The 15,363-nt window shown below is 66.5% G+C and carries 14 protein-coding genes; 3 read left to right on the forward strand and 11 right to left on the reverse strand.

Features of this window, described 5'->3' with window-relative positions; all coding sequences use genetic code 11:
* The first annotated feature begins 2 nt into the window (after positions 1-2).
* A complete protein-coding gene (locus ACYVKQ_RS09890) occupies positions 3-1,313 on the forward strand; it encodes a Y-family DNA polymerase (RefSeq protein WP_460577993.1) in 1,311 nt (436 codons plus the stop codon).
* 190 nt (positions 1,314-1,503) lie between these two features.
* On the opposite strand, the gene ACYVKQ_RS09895 is transcribed toward ACYVKQ_RS09890, so the two are convergent.
* Positions 1,504-4,299, reverse strand: a complete 2,796-nt coding sequence (locus tag ACYVKQ_RS09895; protein ID WP_460577994.1) for a S8 family peptidase — start codon at positions 4,297-4,299, stop codon at positions 1,504-1,506.
* 116 nt (positions 4,300-4,415) lie between these two features.
* On the opposite strand from ACYVKQ_RS09895, the gene paaN reads away from it, so the two are divergent.
* Positions 4,416-6,089, forward strand: a complete 1,674-nt coding sequence (paaN, locus tag ACYVKQ_RS09900; protein ID WP_460577995.1) for an aldehyde dehydrogenase family protein — start codon at positions 4,416-4,418, stop codon at positions 6,087-6,089.
* An 86-nt stretch (positions 6,090-6,175) separates the two neighbouring features.
* Here paaN and ACYVKQ_RS09905 read toward each other — a convergent pair whose 3' ends face one another.
* The 7 genes from ACYVKQ_RS09905 to ACYVKQ_RS09935 form a co-directional block, all read right to left on the reverse strand.
* Positions 6,176-6,442, reverse strand: a complete 267-nt coding sequence (locus ACYVKQ_RS09905) for a hypothetical protein (RefSeq protein WP_460577996.1) — start codon at positions 6,440-6,442, stop codon at positions 6,176-6,178.
* A 261-nt stretch (positions 6,443-6,703) separates the two neighbouring features.
* Entirely contained in the window at positions 6,704-7,441 is a 738-nt protein-coding gene (locus ACYVKQ_RS09910) for a LytR/AlgR family response regulator transcription factor (protein WP_460577997.1), read from the reverse strand.
* A gap of 32 nt (positions 7,442-7,473) precedes the next feature.
* A complete protein-coding gene (locus ACYVKQ_RS09915; protein ID WP_460577998.1) occupies positions 7,474-8,613 on the reverse strand; it encodes a sensor histidine kinase in 1,140 nt (379 codons plus the stop codon).
* A 31-nt stretch (positions 8,614-8,644) separates the two neighbouring features.
* Positions 8,645-9,229: a DUF7010 family protein gene (locus tag ACYVKQ_RS09920; RefSeq protein ID WP_460577999.1), complete on the reverse strand. Its 585-nt coding sequence runs from the start codon at positions 9,227-9,229 to the stop codon at positions 8,645-8,647.
* Between the two features lie 100 nt (positions 9,230-9,329).
* Complete coding sequence (locus ACYVKQ_RS09925) at positions 9,330-10,277, reverse strand: alpha/beta fold hydrolase (protein ID WP_460578000.1); 948 nt, start codon at positions 10,275-10,277, stop codon at positions 9,330-9,332.
* Positions 10,278-10,676: 399 nt separating this feature from the next.
* Positions 10,677-11,015, reverse strand: coding sequence for an outer membrane protein assembly factor BamE (locus tag ACYVKQ_RS09930; protein ID WP_460578001.1), 339 nt, complete (start codon positions 11,013-11,015; stop codon positions 10,677-10,679).
* Positions 11,016-11,025: 10 nt separating this feature from the next.
* The gene (locus ACYVKQ_RS09935; RefSeq protein ID WP_460578002.1) at positions 11,026-11,340 is read right to left on the reverse strand and encodes a sll1863 family stress response protein; all 315 of its coding nucleotides are present in this window, start codon (positions 11,338-11,340) and stop codon (positions 11,026-11,028) included.
* Positions 11,341-11,524: 184 nt separating this feature from the next.
* On the opposite strand from ACYVKQ_RS09935, the gene ACYVKQ_RS09940 reads away from it, so the two are divergent.
* A complete protein-coding gene (locus tag ACYVKQ_RS09940) occupies positions 11,525-11,992 on the forward strand; it encodes an energy transducer TonB (protein ID WP_460578003.1) in 468 nt (155 codons plus the stop codon).
* A 115-nt stretch (positions 11,993-12,107) separates the two neighbouring features.
* On the opposite strand, the gene ACYVKQ_RS09945 is transcribed toward ACYVKQ_RS09940, so the two are convergent.
* From ACYVKQ_RS09945 to ACYVKQ_RS09955, 3 genes are all read right to left on the reverse strand, one after another.
* Complete coding sequence (locus ACYVKQ_RS09945; protein WP_460578004.1) at positions 12,108-12,668, reverse strand: hypothetical protein; 561 nt, start codon at positions 12,666-12,668, stop codon at positions 12,108-12,110.
* A 140-nt stretch (positions 12,669-12,808) separates the two neighbouring features.
* Positions 12,809-14,119 carry a cation:dicarboxylase symporter family transporter gene (dctA, locus tag ACYVKQ_RS09950; protein WP_460578005.1) on the reverse strand — a complete coding sequence of 437 codons (1,311 nt, stop codon included), beginning with the start codon at positions 14,117-14,119 and terminating at the stop codon, positions 12,809-12,811.
* 156 nt (positions 14,120-14,275) lie between these two features.
* Positions 14,276-15,181 (reverse strand): chymotrypsin family serine protease, encoded by a 906-nt coding sequence (locus tag ACYVKQ_RS09955; RefSeq protein ID WP_460578006.1) that lies wholly within the window; start codon positions 15,179-15,181, stop codon positions 14,276-14,278.
* Positions 15,182-15,363 lie beyond the last annotated feature (182 nt).

Below are 15,363 nucleotides of genomic sequence, written 5' to 3' on the forward strand. Positions count from 1 at the left end.
TCATGATTGCGCTGGTCGACTGCAATAACTTTTACGTGAGCTGCGAGCGGGTTTTTCAGCCCCGGCTCCAGGAGCAGCCCGTGGTGGTGCTCAGCAACAACGACGGCTGCCTCATCTCGCGCTCCGACGAAGCCAAAGCCCTGGGCTTTCAGATGGGCGAGCCGTACCACCTGGCCCGGGCGCGGCTGCAGCAGCACGGAGTGCGCGTGTTTTCCTCGAACTACGCGCTCTACGGCGACATGTCGCGGCGGGTGCTGCGGGTGCTCAGCGACTTCGCGCCCGAAGTCGACGTGTATTCCATCGACGAGGCCTTCCTGAACCTGAGCGGCATGACTTACTGCGCCGCTGACGGACTGACGGCGCACGCCCAGCGCATTCGGCAGGCGGTTCAGCAGCAGGTCGGCATTCCCACGGCCATCGGCGTGGCGTCCACCAAAACGCTGGCGAAGCTGGCCAACCGCCTGGCCCGCAAGCGGCCGCCGGAAGAACGGGTGCTGGTACTCGAAACCGCCGAGCAGTGCCGCGGCGCCCTGCAGCAGACGCCCATTGGCGACGTGTGGGGCATTGGGCGGCGTTACGGGCCGAAGCTGCAGGCCGCCGGGCTGCACACCGCCGCCGACCTGGCGGCTGCCCCCGAAAGCTGGGTTCGTCGTCACCTGGGCGGCGTGGTGGGCGTGCGGCTGTGGCAGGAGCTGAACGGGCAGCCCTGCCTGGATTTTGATGCGGCCGAGCTGACGCTGGAGCCCGGCCAGCCCGCCCGGGCAAGGCACAGCGTGAGCTGCACCCGCTCGTTTGGCCGTCCCCAAAGCGCCGAGGACGTGCTGTGCGAGGCGGTGGCCACCTTTGTGGGGCGCGCCGCCGAGAAGCTGCGGCGCCACGGCCTGGCCGCGCACGCCGTCCTCGTCATGCTGGGCACCGACCGGCACGCACCCGGCCCCGGGCCGCGTACGCACACGGCCGTCGTGACGCTGCCCGTAGCCACCAGTGACACCGGGGAACTGACGCGGGCCGCGCTGCGGCGGCTGCGGCAACTGTTGCGACCGGGCACGCTCTACCACCGGGCCGGCGTGACGCTGAGCGGCGTGGAGCCCGCCGGGCAGGCGCAGCTGAGCTTGTTTGGGCAAACCGCCGCGCAGCTGCAGCTAAGCCAGCAGCTGATGGCCCGCCTCGATGCGCTGAATGCCCGTTTCGGCCGCAACACGGTGCGCTACGCCGCCGCCGGCACCGACGACAGCCGCTGGCGTGGCCGCCAACAGCTGATGTCGGCCGCGTACACCACTGACTGGAATAAGCTGTGGTGCATCAACTGCTAGGAGCAAACTGGGAATTTTCGTTGCGGGTCTTGCCTCGACAAGCTCAGCAGGTCGTCTGCATTTTCTGCAACATCCAAACCTGCTCTAAGCAGCGGGCCTGGCTTCAGGATGGACATGGTGTCCGTCCTGAAGCCAGGCCCAAGCAGAAAATGAGCGACCAAGCGGCCACGCTGCCCACGGGCGGCCGGAATTAGCGTTCCAGCAACACGCGCTGCGTGAATCTTTCGCCGGAGGCGGCCTGCCACTGCAGCAAGTATAGCCCGGCTGGCAGCTGGCGTACGTCGAGCGTCGGGTTGGCCTGCGTCGGGCGCCACTGCCCTACGGCCTGCCCCAGGGCATTAAGCAGCGTCAGCTGGGAGCCGGCTGCTCCAGCCGGAAGCTGCACGCGCAGCAACGCCCGGGCCGGATTGGGGTAGACCTGCCAGCTGGGCCGGGCGGCGGCCGTCCGGTTGGGCAGGACCAATTGGTAGCGCGCTTGAGCGGCGTCGGCCGCGGCCTGCAGCTGGGCTAGTGTGGGGGCGGCCAGCACGGCAAACGTGACCGTGACGGAGTCGCCGGGGGCCAGGCGGCCCAGGGCCGCGCCCACCACGTGCGACACATCGGAGCCCAGCGCGCCGCCGGCCGTGCGCTGACGCGTGCCGTTGCTCACGGTCAGAAACTTCTCGGCCGAGGAAAACCCGTCGCCCAGGTAAACAGGGGAACCGGCCGCCGCGGCGTTGTTCAGCGCGTAGTAGCTGGCGGCCGGCCGCAGGCCGGGGCGCAACAGGCGCACCCCGGCGTACAGGCCCGGCCGCTGGGCGCCGGCTACGTAGCCCAGCAGGCGCGTGGAATCCCAGGCGGCCACGTTGCGGCCCCCTTCGGCGGGCAGGTCCCAATCCATGAACAGGCCGGCGTGCAAAGGCTTGAGCGTATCGGCCGAAGCATTGCGCAGCGTGTATTCCACGATGACGTAGTCGCGGTCGGCGGTGGGGGCCGACCAGGCCAGGGCCCGCTGCCGCACCTGCACGCCGAGGGTGCGGCCGCGCGTCAGGCTCGGCAGCGAATCCTGAAAGGCCCCGGTGGCCTGCTCGCCCGCAAGCACCGGCCGCAGGCGAATGGCCTGGCGGGTGAAGAAGTCGGCATCGGTGGTGTAGAGCGGAGCGCCGCGCAGGCGGTCGGCCACTTTGGTGGGGCCGGTGGCTACCAGCAGCCCGCCCTCCGACAGCAGCACCGGCGAGTTGCGGTAAGTAATGCTGGCGCCGATTTCGTTGTTGGTGCCGTCGTAGCCAAGGTTGCCGCGGCTGGTTACGGTCACGTGCAGGTCGCCGGCGGTGAGCACCACGTAATCGGGGTTCAGTTCCAGCACCACAAAGTGGTCGTCCTGGTAGCCGCCCGCGGCGGTGAAGCGGCAGCGCAGCACGGCCCGGGTATTGGGCGGCGTGCCGGGCGCCACGCGCAGCTGCACCGGGGCTACGGCCGTGGCGCCGGTCGGCAGCGCGCCCAGGCTGGCGGGGCCGCTGGTGACCGTCAGCTCCGGCGTGAGCGAGGTGACGGTGAGCGAGAGGCCCTGCACCGGCAGCAACAGGTTTTCGATGGTGAGCGTGAGGCGGGCGGTGTCGGCGGCGAGCAGGCGCGGGCGGCTCAGGCGCTGGCCGCGGATGCGCACGGCCGTCTGGTTGGGGCCCGAAGCGAGGGCGCGGCGCACGTTGAGCCGACCCGAGCCGAGGCGACCCGCTACGGCGGTGTTGCCCGTCACGCCGTAAATATCGTCGGTACTTTGGCGGAGCACGGCGGCCACCTGCGCGGCCGAGAGCTGCGGAAACTTGCTGCGCACCAGGCCTGCCGCGCCGGCCACAATGGGGCTGGCAAACGAGGAGCCGCCCACGGCCGCATAGGCGCTGTCGTGGTCGGCGGAGGTGGTCAGAATCACGTCGCCGGGGGCCGAAAGGGTGACGCGGTAGCTGTAGGTGAGTACCTGCCGGTCGGTGGGCGAGACGCCGGCCACCGACACCACGTTGTCGTAGGAGGCGGGGTAGAAGTCCAGCTCGGCGTTGGCGTTGCCGGCCGCGGCCACCACCACCACGTCGCGGTTAAGGGCCGCGTAGTTGATGACGTCCTGCTCGTACTGTGACTTGCCCCCGGTGCCGCCCCACGACAGGTTGATGACGCGGCAGCCGTGGTCGGCGGCATACACCACCGATTCGTAGCCGCCGAATATGCCGTTGGCGGTGCTCGGGTAGATCTTCAGGGGCAGGTAGCGGCAGTGGTAGCCCACGCCCGCCAGGCCCCTGGCGTTGTCGGGGCGGGCCACGGCGCTGCCGGCCACCAGCACGCCGTGCCCGCCGTAGGGCGGGCCCACGCTCGGGTCGTTGTCGTTGTCGGCCGTGTCCCAGCCGCGGAAGTTGTCCACGTAGCCGTCGTTGTCGTTGTCGCGGCCGTCGATGGGGTCGGCGTAGTTCAGCTTGATCTGCTGGCGCAGGTCCTGGTGGGTGAAGCGCGTGCCCGTGTCGCTGATGCCGATGACGACGGTGGAGTCGCCGCGGCCCAGGTCCCAGCCGCGGTAGGCCTGAATCTTCTTCAGGTAGTACTGCCCGGCGGCGTTGAGCGAGTCGGCCAGCGGGTCGTTGGGCTGCAGCAGCGGAAGGCGCTGGTAGAGCGGCTCCACGTACTGCACGGCGCCGGTGGCCAGCAGCACCTGGCGCACCTTGCTCAGGCTGAGCTGCGGCGCGTAGCTAAACTGGTAGATGCCGCGCAGCTCCACGCTGCCGGGCTTTTCGGGGCTGGGGGCCTGTGCCCGCGGGTACTTCTGCCGCAGGCTGCCGGCCTCCAATTGCTCCAGCGCCGCCTCCACGCGCGCCAGCCGGGCCCCGGCGGCTAGCTTGAACACGGCTACGCCGGGGGCGGTGGGCGAGGGCGCAACGGCCGCTGCCGGCGCGGGTGCCTGCGCCGCCACGGGGGCCGGCCAGCCGGCGCAGGCCGCCAGCAGCAGACGTAGAAGTTGTTTCATCGATGCAAATGATGTGATAGGACCGGTCGGGGCTAACTACGTAAATTTAGCCCCCGAGCCGCAACCCGCTCGAACTTTTCGACCAACTTCGCTTCGCATTCCCTCAATTCCCCTTTATGAACGATACGACCCAAAAGCACCAGGCCACCTTGGAGCAGGCGGTGCAGGCCCTGCACGGCCGCACGTTCTTCGCGCAGTACCCCGAAAACCCCTCACCCGACGTGTACGGCGCCGAGGCCGACGCGCAGGGCCGCGAGGCCTTCGCCGCCCGCCGCGGCCAGCAGTTCCAGGAATTGCAGCAGGGCGAGCCGCAGGGCTGGGCCGGCCAGGAAGAGTCGCCCTACGAGCAGGCCGCGCTGGGCATTCAGTACCCGTACTACGCGCCCGAAACGCTGGTGCAGAACGCCCAGGCGGCGTTTGACGCCTGGCGCAAGGTGAAGCCCGCCGACCGCGCCGCCCTGCTCATCGAGAGCCTGGAGGGCATGAAGCAGCGCTTCTTCGAAATTGCCTACGCCACGATGCACACCACCGGCCAGGCCTACCTGATGTCGTTCCAGGCCTCGGGGCCCCACGCCGCCGACCGCGCCCTGGAAGCCGTGGCCGCCGGCTACGAGGAGCAGACGCGCTTCCCGGAGGAAACCCGCTGGGATAAGCCCATGGGCAAGTTTACCATCAGCCTGAATAAAACCTGGCGCCCGGTGCCCAAGGGCGTGGCCCTGGTGATTGGCTGCTCCACCTTCCCGACGTGGAACACCGTGCCCGGCATGTACGCCTCGCTGGTAACCGGCAACCCCGTCATCATCAAGCCGCACCCCAAGGCGGTGCTCCCCATCGCCATCGTGGTGGCCGAGGTGCAGAAGGTGCTGGTGGCCGCCGGCCTGCCCGCTACCATCTGCCAGCTGGCCGTGGACGCCGATGACCGCCTTATCACCAAGGAACTGGCCGAAAACCCGGCCGTGAAGCTCATCGACTACACCGGCGGCACCGAGTTCGGCAATTACATCGAGGGCCTGCAGAGCCAGGGCAAAATCGTGTTTACCGAGAAAACCGGCGTCAATTCCGTCATCCTCGACAGCTGCGACGACCTGGACAAAGTAGCCCAGAACCTCGCGTTTTCGGTGAGCCTGTACTCGGGCCAGATGTGCACCGCCCCGCAGAACTTCTTCATCCCGGCCGAGGGCGTGAAGGTGGCCGGCACGCTGGTGCCCTTCGATGAGGTGACGCAAAAGCTGGCCGCCGCCGTGCAGGGGCTGGCTACCAACCCCAAAGCGGCGCCGCACGTGCTGGGCGCCATCCAGAACCCGGCCACCCACGAGCGGGTGGAGCAGCTGGCCGGCCGCGGCCACCGCTCGGTGCTGGCCTCGGGCAAAGTGGACAACCCCATGTTCCAGAACGCGCGCACCTGCTCGCCGGCCCTCTACGAGGTGGACGCCACCAACAAGGAGCACTTCAGCCAGGAGCTGTTCGGGCCCATCATGCTCGCCATCAAGACCAAGGACACGCACGAGAGCATCCGCCTCGCGGCCGAGCTGGCGCGGGAGCACGGCGCCATCAGCTGCGCGGCCTATACCACCGACCCCGAGCTGAAAGAGGAAATCATGGACCAGATGAGCCTGGCCGGCACCGCCGTGAGCTTCAACCTCACCGGCGGCATCTACGTGAACCAGAATGCCTCCTTCTCCGACTTCCACGTGACCGGGGGCAACCCGGCCGGCAACGCGTCCTTCACCAACCCCGAGTTCGTGATTAAGCGCTTTACCTGGGTGGGCTTCCGCGAGCCGGTGGCTTAGGGAAGCATCAACCTTCTGCGTAAGCGACAAGGACCGCCCGGGCTTCCGGGCGGTCCTTGTCGCTTGTTTGGCAGTTCCTGCAGGGCCTACTCGCGGCCCTTGGTGTACTTGTACTTCTTCTGGCCCTTCACCGTGCGAAACTGGTAGGGGTTGTTGGCTTTGGTGTCGATGCCGAGGCCGATGCTGCCGCCGCGGGTCTGCTTGTACTGGCGCCGGTCGTTGTCGCGCGAGGGGCCTTTGGTCGACACGGACTTGTAGTTGCGCGGGTTCTGCATGGTTGCGTCGCCGCTGCGGGAACAGGCGGTGCTCAGGATGAAAAAGCTGAAGGCAAGCAGGTATAGTAGAGGTTTCATGGCAGGTGGAGACGAAGAAGGTGGAATGGCAGAAGTACCAGCTTATAGGCTGGGTGCCATGGCCTTTTACTCCAACCGCGCTAAAAAGGATGTGCCCGAACAGGCGAACTTTCCCCCGACAAAATGCCGGGGTGCCGGCGGCCGCATTTGGCCGCCGGGCGCAGCAGGAAGCTGCCCGTAGGGGCGTCAGGGGTAGTCAAAGACGCACAAAAAGCGGGCAGCGGTAGCGCAAGGGCAAAAATGGGCGCCCCGCCGTCGGGGTCAGAAGCTGAGGGCCTCGCGGAAGCGCATGGACTGCTGCCGCGATACTTCCACTTCGCCGCCGCCGCGCAGGCTGATTTTGAGCGTGCTGCTGAACCAGGGCTCGATGTGCTCCACCCACTTGAGGTTGATGATCTGCTGGCGGTTGACGCGGAAAAACACGGCCGGGTCGAGGCGGGCCTCCAACTGCTGCAGGGTGCGCGGAATCAGCGGGTGCACGTCGTGGAAGTGCAGGCGGGTGTAGTTGTCGGCCACTTCCAGCAGCTTCACGTCCTGCAGGCGCACAAACCAGCACCGCTCGCCGTCCTTCACGAACACTTGGTCGGTTTCGCGCAGCAGCTCGCGGCTGGGCGGCGCGGGCTCGGGAGCCGCGTCGGCCTCGGCCACCAGGGCGGCGCGGGCCTTGGCCAGGGCGGCGGCCAGGCGCTGCTCGTCCACGGGCTTGAGCAGGTAGTCGAGGGCATTGACCTCGAAGGCCTGCACGGCGTACTGATCGAAGGCAGTGGTGAAGATGACCTGCGGCGCGGCGCTGGGCAGCCCGGCCAGCAGCTCGAAGCCCGAGCGGCCGGGCATGTGAATGTCGAGCAGCAGCAGATCGGGCGTCAGCTCCGCGATGCGGGCTTCGGCTTCGGCGGCGTGGGCCGCATCGCCCACCACCACCACGTCGGGGTGCCGCTGCAGCAGGCGACGCAGCTCCTGGCGGGCCAAGCGGGAGTCGTCCACGATAAGGGTTTTCATCGGCGCAATAACAAGGGAAAAGAAAGCGGGGCTTACGCCGGTTTGGCCAGCTCCGGCCGCGGCGAAGCCCACGGATCGGACGGCGCTGCCGGCAAGGGCTCAACGCTCAGGGGCAGGCGTACCAGGGCGGTTACTACGTCGGGCTCGGTTTGCTCCAGGCGCAGCTCGGCCCGTTCGCCAAACAGCAGGCGCAGGCGCTCGGCCGCGTTGCGCAGGCCGGTGCCGGTGCCGTCGGGGCGCTGCGGCAGGGCCTTGGGCGCCAGCTGACCGGTGTTTTGCACGGTGAGCAGCAGGAAGCCGGCCGAGCAGCGGGCCTGCACCCGCAGCACGCCGCCGTCGGGGAGCGAGGCCAGGCCGTGCTTGATGGCGTTTTCCACCAGCACCTGCACCAGCATGGGCGGCACGGGCACGGCCAGGCATTCGTCGGGCACGTCGAGGCTGTACTGCATGCGCTCCTCCAGCTGCAGCGACTCCAGCTGCAGGTAGTCGCGCACCACGGCCAGCTCGCGGTGCAGCGGCACCTGCTCGGTGCGGTTCAGCTGAATGGCGTAGCGCAGCAGCTCGGAGAGGTGGCTGAGCATGGTGCGGGCCCGCTCGGGGTCTTCGCCGATGAGGGCGCGGATGTTGTTGAGCCCGTTGAAGAGGAAGTGCGGGTTGATCTGGGCCTTGAGCGTCTGCATCTCGGCCTCGCGCACGGCGGCGGCCAGCTTCCATTTATCCACCTCGGCCTGCCGGTAGCGGCGTAGGTACTGCAGCCCGAAGTACACCGCCGCCCACAGCCACAGCACGAAGTTGACGTTGAGCGTGTACCCCAGAAACTCGCCCCAGCCTTGGGGCTTGCCGTTGGGCTGCAGCAGCGGAACAATCAGCAGCAGTATCACGGCCCAGATGACCACCTGGCTGAGCACCGACAGCAGCAGGTTGGTAAGGAGCAGGCGCCACAGCACCGACAGCAAGGGCATCTGCACCCAGTCGAAGCGCCGGATGAGGTAGCGCAGCCCGTGCGAGATGCCCACCAGGGTGGCGGCCACCACCACCTGGATGAGCACGATGCTGAGCGAGAAGCTGCGGGAGAACATGGCGTAGACCGCCACGCCGAACACGCCATACAACCCCCAACCCAAAAGTTGCAGCCGCCAGTACTGACGCATACGCCGGGCTGAATCGGTCATGAGCAAAAAACGATGGGCTTCGGGAAGAAAATTAGCTCAGCTCCAAGACGGCGGGCGAGTAGCTGCCTTTGTTGCGCTGATACGCCACGAGCAGCACCACCGCCAGCGCCAGCAACGACCCCGACACAAATACCGGAATCAGGTACAGCTGATCCACGGACACCTGCAGGCCGATGAACATGCAGCCGAAGGCAATCAGGCCCGCCCACACGGCGTACGCTTTCTGGTTGAAAAACCACGCGTAGGGGAAGAAGTGGGCCCCGGTGATGATGCCGTAGCTCATGATGAAGTACTGCGGCGCCTTGATGTACACGAAGATCAGGAAGGGGAAGTAAAACAGCTGCGCGAAGTTCAGCCACAAGCCCAACGGGTCCAGCGGGTTGTTCTTCAACGTCCAGGTGGTCTTGTAGACCTTGGAAAACAGCCAGGCCAGCGGCAGCATGGCCCCGCCCATCATGAAGGTGAACAACGCTTTCTGCGACACGCTGTACGGCAGTGCCCAGATACCGGCAATGGCGGCCCAGAGCAAGGTGGCCGCCGTGATAAAGTCGACGCCGTTTTTGGCCTTGACCGACAGTTCCAAGCGCAGGGCGTCGAAGTCTTGTTGCGTTACCATAGCCGTGAGGGAGGGTAGGAGGTGAAAAGTTAGTGGCCGGGCGGCTTTACCCCGCAGGGCTCAGGAAAGACTGCGAATAAAGCCGCCCGGCAAGGTATTTCTATTTTTTGGCCAGCGCGTGCTGCTTCAAAAAGGCGTCGGTCTGGGCGAAAAACCACTGCGTATCGTCCCACATCAGGAAGTGCTTGCCGGCCTCCGACATTTCGATGCGGTGCTGGGGCAGCTGCGCGTACTGCTGCGCGAAGATGGCGCGGGTGCTTTCCTTGGTGGAACCGTACGCCTTGTAAGCGGCCCAGGCGCCGAGCACGAGCACCGGCTGCTGAATGCGGCCCAACTCGCCGCGCAGGTCGGTGGTGTAGAGGTCGTACATGGCCTGGGCTACGGTGCGCGGGTCAGAGAGCTGGCCCCAGCGCATGGCGGTGGTCTGGCGGGCCGTGTCGGTAATCAGGCCGGCCACCATCTGGCGCTGCTGGGCGGGGCTCATGCGGCCCTGGCTCATCTGCTGACGCATGCCCTCGGCCATGGGCCGGGCCGTTTCGGCGGTCAGCGCCGGGTTCTGCACGCCCGCCAGGAAGGGCAGCGAGTCCACGATGACCAGCGGGCCCACGGCTTCGGGCTGCGTGGTGCTCATCCACAGGCCCAGGAAGCCGCCCAGGCTGTGGCCAATAACGGCCGGGCGCTGCAGCTTCTGCGCCTTGATGTAGGCCAGCAGCTGGTCGCGCACATTGAGCAGCAGCTTATCGGTGCTGGCCGGGGCGGCCGCGCCGCCGAAGCCGGCCAAGGATACCACGTGGCACTGGTACTGCTGCTGGTAGCGGGCCACGGTTTCGTCCCACACCGCGCCGGGGCAGGTGAGGCCCGGAATCAGGAGCGCCGGGCGGCCCTTGCCCACCACGCGCACCGTAAAGGTGGGGTGCTCGGCGGGGTTGTCTTTGGCCGAGGCGGCCAGCGGAGCAGCCGGGGCGGCAGCGGTAGCCGCGGGCAGGGCCGCGGTGGCGAGCAGCAGGGCGGCGCAGAGGGGGCGGAGGGCGGTAGCGAAGCGTTTCATGGTCATCAGGGAGTTTGGGGCGTGGTTGATGATCCAAAGGTGGCGCCGCGCCGCGCCGGGCGGAAGCAAAACCTGGCCGAACGGTAGGGCGTCGGGCCGAGTGGCAAAAAAGCCGGGCCGAATGGCGGCCGCCGTCAGGGCAGCCGGTGGCGCAACAAGCACCGCCGGCCGGCGCCCGGCACTTCACAGGGCGGCCCATGCCGCAGCATTACCCGCGCCGGCACCAACGGAAAACGCGCCGCCCCCAACACTTGGCAGGAGGCGTTGGGGGCGGCGCGTTTGGATTTTACTGTAAAACTGGTGGCGAAGCCGGGGCGTTGTCGTTCGTACGGGAGCGGTGACGCCGCCCTACGGCTTGCCGGGCGCAGAACGCCGGACTTGCGGGCAGACGCCCACCGGCTACTCCGCCGTCGAGGTGTTGGCGTCGGGGCGCTGGTCGCCGCGAGCTGCGGGCGCGCACTGCTTATTGGTCACGCGGCCGTCGGCGCCGAACGTGATTTTGATGGGTTGGGTATCAGTCGCGCTGCCGAACAGGTACGACCACGTATGGCCGCCGTCGGCGGTGGCGTCGTCGCCGGTGGGGGCGCCCATGGTGCGGCGCACCTGGTCCTGCGTCATGCCGATATCCACCTTCAGGCACTGCTCCGCGTTTTGGAAGCTTTCCTGCGCGGTGCACGCGTGCAGTACCCAGCCCAGCAGCACGAGCAGCATCAGGCCCAGAAGTCGTTTGGCTAGCATCGGGGCGGAGCTAAAACAGTTTGCTGATGTCCTCGCGCAGCGTGTCGATGCCGCGCTTCAAGTCAGTCCACACGCTGCCGCTTCGGTCGTCGTCGGGGTGGCTGCCCTGGTCGGCGGCCCCGAGCTGCTCGCCCAGCTGGCGGCGCTTCACTTCCAGGGCCGCAATGTGCTCGTGGTAGTGGTGCGGCGCGTTGGCCGTGGTGGCGTTGGCGCGCGCGTGCAGGGTCTTGATTTTCGAGTCCAGCTCTTCCAGGGCCTGCTGCAGCTCGGCGGTGCTCAGGTGGTGGGGCGCACGCATGTGGTCGGGGTTGGGAACGTAAGTCATAGCGGTAAGCAGGAGAGGGGCCGGCTCGGGTCCGGCGGTAAAGCATTGTACTGGCCTTCGGGCCGAAAAGATGCTTGCCCGTGTTACCAACCTAAGGGCAACCGAAGCGTAACGCGCCCTTCACGGCCCGGTCGCAGCCCCGCGCTAGCTTTGCCGGCGTTACCGCCCGTCGTTACCGCCGCCCATGCAACGCGTTCTTGCCCTAGTGTTTACCCTGGCGCTGGCCGCGCGGGCCGGTGCCCTCGCGCAAGCGGGCCACCCATCAGCCAGCAGCACCATCACCGCTGCCGAGCCGGCCGCCGCCGAAAGCAGTCCGGCCGCCCCCCCCGCACCGGCCGTCTACCACGTGGCCGAGGTAATGCCCGCGTTTCCGGGCGGCGCGGCCGCGCAGCAGGCGTTTCTGCGCGACAAGCTGCGCTTTCCCGACGAGGCCCTGCGCCGGGGCCTGTCGGGCAAGGTGCTGGTGCAGTTTGTGGTGGATGAGCGCGGCCGCATTCAGGACCCGCAGGTGGTGAAGGGCCTGGGCTACGGCCTCGATCAGGAAGCCTTGCGCTTGGTGCGCATCATGCCCTGGTGGACGCCCGGACTCATCGGCGGACAGCCCGTGCGGGTGCAGTGCACCCTGCCCATCGTGTTCAGGGCCCTGGAATAAAGCTTGTAGATGGCTGAATGGCTGAGCGGTTAAATTATTGGCCGTGCAAGAGCTGAAAAAGGCCTTTCCTGCACGAAAAGGGCCTTTTTGTTGTAACCCGGCAGCCATTCAGCCATTACTGATACACGCCCCACTGCCGGGGCAGGCCCAGGTCGCGGGCCAGGGGGGCGGCGGCGGTGCTCCACAGGTTGGTCAGCAGCTCATTCACGGCGTCGGCCAGCTCCAGGTGATAGTCCACGTCAAGCTTCTCGGCCAGGCGCAGGGCGGTATCGGCGCGGCGGGCCAGGTGGCTGAGCAGGGGTTGGGTGATGCCGGTGAGGCGGGCCACCGAAGCGGGCTGGTGGCGAAACACGTTGTTGAGCAGGCGCACCGTCAGCTCCACCTCGCCAAACTGGTCGCCGGTGATTTTGCCGTGGTAGCCGATCTGGTTCTGCAGCTGCCGCAGAATGAGCAGCAAATCGTTGGGCGTCTGGTGGTAGCCGCGCACCGGGTCGTCGAGCCGCTCGCGCAGGCGTGCCCGGCGCTCCTCCAGGCCGTCGGGGCCTTCGAGTAGGCGAAACTGCAGCTGCTCGGTCAGCACCTTGTCCTGGCAGACGAGGCGCACCAGCAACTGGTCCTTTTCCTTCTGGGGGAGGTTGAGCAGGGCTTTGCGCAGGGCGGGTGACAGGGAAGGCATCGAGCCGGAGAATAAGCGTACAAGTAGTCGGCCTTTAATAACGCAAAAAAGGCTCTTTTGGCTCCAAAAAGGACAATAACCTAGCGCCCCAGCCGCGGGGCGGGTGGCCCGGCGAGCTGGCAAGTGCCGCGCGGCCCGGGCTACCGGGGCGCCGGCGCGTGCTCGGGCTGGTCGGCGGCCACGTCGCTTTCGGGGTGCACCACGCCGGCCAGGGCCAGCTTGTTCTTCACCTCGTCAAACTCATTTTCGCTTTTGGCCACCACCACCGTCGCCACCGCGTTGCCGATGATGTTGGTAATGGCCCGGGCTTCGGACATGAACCGATCCACGCCCAGCAGCAGGGCCATGCCCTCCACCGGAATGGTTTTGGTGGCCGCCAGCGTGGAAGCCAGCACCACGAAGCCCGAGCCGGTGACGCCCGCCGCGCCCTTGCTGGTGAGCATCAGGATGCCGATGATGGTGAGCTGCTGGCTCAGCGTGAGCGGGATATGGAAGGCCTGCGCCAGAAAAATGCTGGCCATCGAGAGGTAGATGGTGGTGCCGTCGAGGTTGAACGAATAGCCCGTCGGGATGACCAGCCCCGCCACCGAGCGGGAGCAGCCGTAGGCCGTGAGCTTGTCGATGAGCCGCGGCAGGGCCGACTCCGACGACGAGGTGCCGAGCACGATCAGCAGCTCTTCCTTGATAAAGCCCAGCAGCCGCCAGATGCTGAACCGGTAATACCGCGCCACCAGCCCCAGCACGCCGAAAATAAACAGGGCCATCGTGAGGTACACCGAGGCCATGAGCTTGGCCAGCGGCAGCAGCGTACGCAGCCCGTAGGTGCCGATGGTGTAGGCCATGCCCCCGAAGGCGCCCAGCGGGGCCAGCTTCATCACCATGCCCAGCACCGCAAACAGCACGTGCGAAAGGCGCTCGAAGGTGCTGAGCAGCGGGCGGCCCACCGCCTCGGGCACCCGCGTGAGGGCCAGGCCAAAGAGCACCGCCACCAGCAGCACCTGCAGCACCTCGCCCTGGGCAAAGGCGCCCACCAGGTTTTCGGGCACGATGTGGGTGAAAAAGGCCACCCAATCCATGCCGGCGGCCTGCTCGGCGTACTTGGCGGTGGCGCCGGCGTTGGCGCGGGCCGCGCTGGTGTCCACGCCCGCGCCGGGCTGCACCAGGTTGGCCGCCGCCACCCCGATAACCAGGGCCAGCGTAGTGATGATTTCGAAGTAGAGCAGGGCCTTGCCGCCCACGCGCCCCACCTTCCGCAGCGAGCCGATGCTGCCGATGCCGAGCACCACCGTCAGGAAGATGATGGGCGCGATGAGCATCTTGATGAGGCGGATAAACGTCTCGCCCACCGGCTTCAGGGCGCTGCCCACGGCCGGAAACAGCACCCCCACGAGCACGCCCAGGGCAATGGCGGTAAGCACCTGGAAGGTGAGGTTGCGGGAAAGCTGCTTCATGCGGGAGCTGGAAAGGCGCAAAATAGGCAATGCAGTGCGGGGCAAAGGGATAAGCGAATAGAAGATAGGAGGCAGCCCAAAGACACAAGCCCCCGAAACAGATAGTTTCGGGGGCCGAGGCAGGCAGGTAAAAGCCGCCATTAATATAGAATTCCGCTAAACCGAACGCGGCTGAAAATCAAATTCAAGCGCGGCGGCTACAGCCGCTATATCCCGCGCCAAGGCCTGTTCGGTGGAACTGCTGTTCTCCCCGTCGCCGCCCCAGTGGAGCGCTACAGCAAGTGGTGCGGCTTCGTCCGTAACCCAGACTGCGCCCGAGTCGCCAGGGCGGGAAATTTCGTTGTTCGCTGCGGGCTTGGCGGGGTTGGGGGCGATGCGTACGTTGATGCCGTTGACGCCGCTCACAAAGCCGTAGGTAACCCCCGTTCGGGCCCCTGATTTGGTGACAAACATCCCGACCAGGGGTTGGGCCATCCCCACGACGGTCCCGGGCACGTCCAGCAGAGCGCATACGTTCGAGCCACGCGCGTGCTCCACCGCAAACACCGCGCAATCAAGCTTCCGGTTCCATTTCAGTAGCCGACCGATACGGTACTGGCTGTTGTTGGGCTTCCACGCCGGCTGAACAATGGCGTCGTTACTGCGACCCCGGCGGCGCTTGACGACGTGCCAGTTGGTGAGCCCCCACAGCTGACCATCGGCCCGGCTAACGACAATCAGGCCGAGCGTACCCCGCCCTTGCAAGTTGACGTTGGAGATGCCTACACCGCCAATGAGAGGGGCGCGCAGTTCTTCTGCATGTTCCATGGGAGCGGACTGTATCACGTCGACGGGCACGCCTTCCAACACCGTCGGGAGCGTTTGGGCCGGTTCAAGCTCGTCTTGGGCAAACTTGCGTACCACGTAAACTAGAATGGAAATGCGGCTGGTGTCTAGAATGCCTCGTTGTGTCGGGTAGCCAATGGCTACTTCGGTGACGCCATCGTACTTCAGCAAATCCTTTCTATGCTTGTCGAGTACTGCCAGATAATTGGCTTGCTCTTCTGCGGATAGTTGTTTCATACATTTAAAAAAATTTAAACAGTTGTTAATCAAAGATATATTGGGGATATAGGCATCCGTGGCAGCACTGATTTTTGGTTGCAGGTGATGGGCCGTCAATCTACGTGCGGCCAGCCCTGTAAGGTGTCGGGTCCTGGGATGTTGGTGCAGGTGTTGCCCTCGCTGATGCGTGTGCGTAAGGC

The sequence above is a fragment of the Hymenobacter coalescens genome, assembly GCF_054783195.1.

Coding starts and splice junctions, on each gene's coding strand:
- paaN (WP_460577995.1), top strand. CDS start 4,416: ATGAACGATACGACCCAAAAGCACCAGGCCACCTTGGAGCAGGCGGTG.
- ACYVKQ_RS09925 (WP_460578000.1), bottom strand. CDS start 10,277: ATGAAACGCTTCGCTACCGCCCTCCGCCCCCTCTGCGCCGCCCTGCTG.
- ACYVKQ_RS09910 (WP_460577997.1), bottom strand. CDS start 7,441: ATGAAAACCCTTATCGTGGACGACTCCCGCTTGGCCCGCCAGGAGCTG.
- ACYVKQ_RS09895 (WP_460577994.1), bottom strand. CDS start 4,299: ATGAAACAACTTCTACGTCTGCTGCTGGCGGCCTGCGCCGGCTGGCCG.
- ACYVKQ_RS09915 (WP_460577998.1), bottom strand. CDS start 8,613: ATGACCGATTCAGCCCGGCGTATGCGTCAGTACTGGCGGCTGCAACTT.
- ACYVKQ_RS09930 (WP_460578001.1), bottom strand. CDS start 11,015: ATGCTAGCCAAACGACTTCTGGGCCTGATGCTGCTCGTGCTGCTGGGC.
- dctA (WP_460578005.1), bottom strand. CDS start 14,119: ATGAAGCAGCTTTCCCGCAACCTCACCTTCCAGGTGCTTACCGCCATT.
- ACYVKQ_RS09940 (WP_460578003.1), top strand. CDS start 11,525: ATGCAACGCGTTCTTGCCCTAGTGTTTACCCTGGCGCTGGCCGCGCGG.
- ACYVKQ_RS09945 (WP_460578004.1), bottom strand. CDS start 12,668: ATGCCTTCCCTGTCACCCGCCCTGCGCAAAGCCCTGCTCAACCTCCCC.
- ACYVKQ_RS09955 (WP_460578006.1), bottom strand. CDS start 15,181: ATGAAACAACTATCCGCAGAAGAGCAAGCCAATTATCTGGCAGTACTC.
- ACYVKQ_RS09905 (WP_460577996.1), bottom strand. CDS start 6,442: ATGAAACCTCTACTATACCTGCTTGCCTTCAGCTTTTTCATCCTGAGC.
- ACYVKQ_RS09920 (WP_460577999.1), bottom strand. CDS start 9,229: ATGGTAACGCAACAAGACTTCGACGCCCTGCGCTTGGAACTGTCGGTC.
- ACYVKQ_RS09935 (WP_460578002.1), bottom strand. CDS start 11,340: ATGACTTACGTTCCCAACCCCGACCACATGCGTGCGCCCCACCACCTG.
- ACYVKQ_RS09890 (WP_460577993.1), top strand. CDS start 3: ATGATTGCGCTGGTCGACTGCAATAACTTTTACGTGAGCTGCGAGCGG.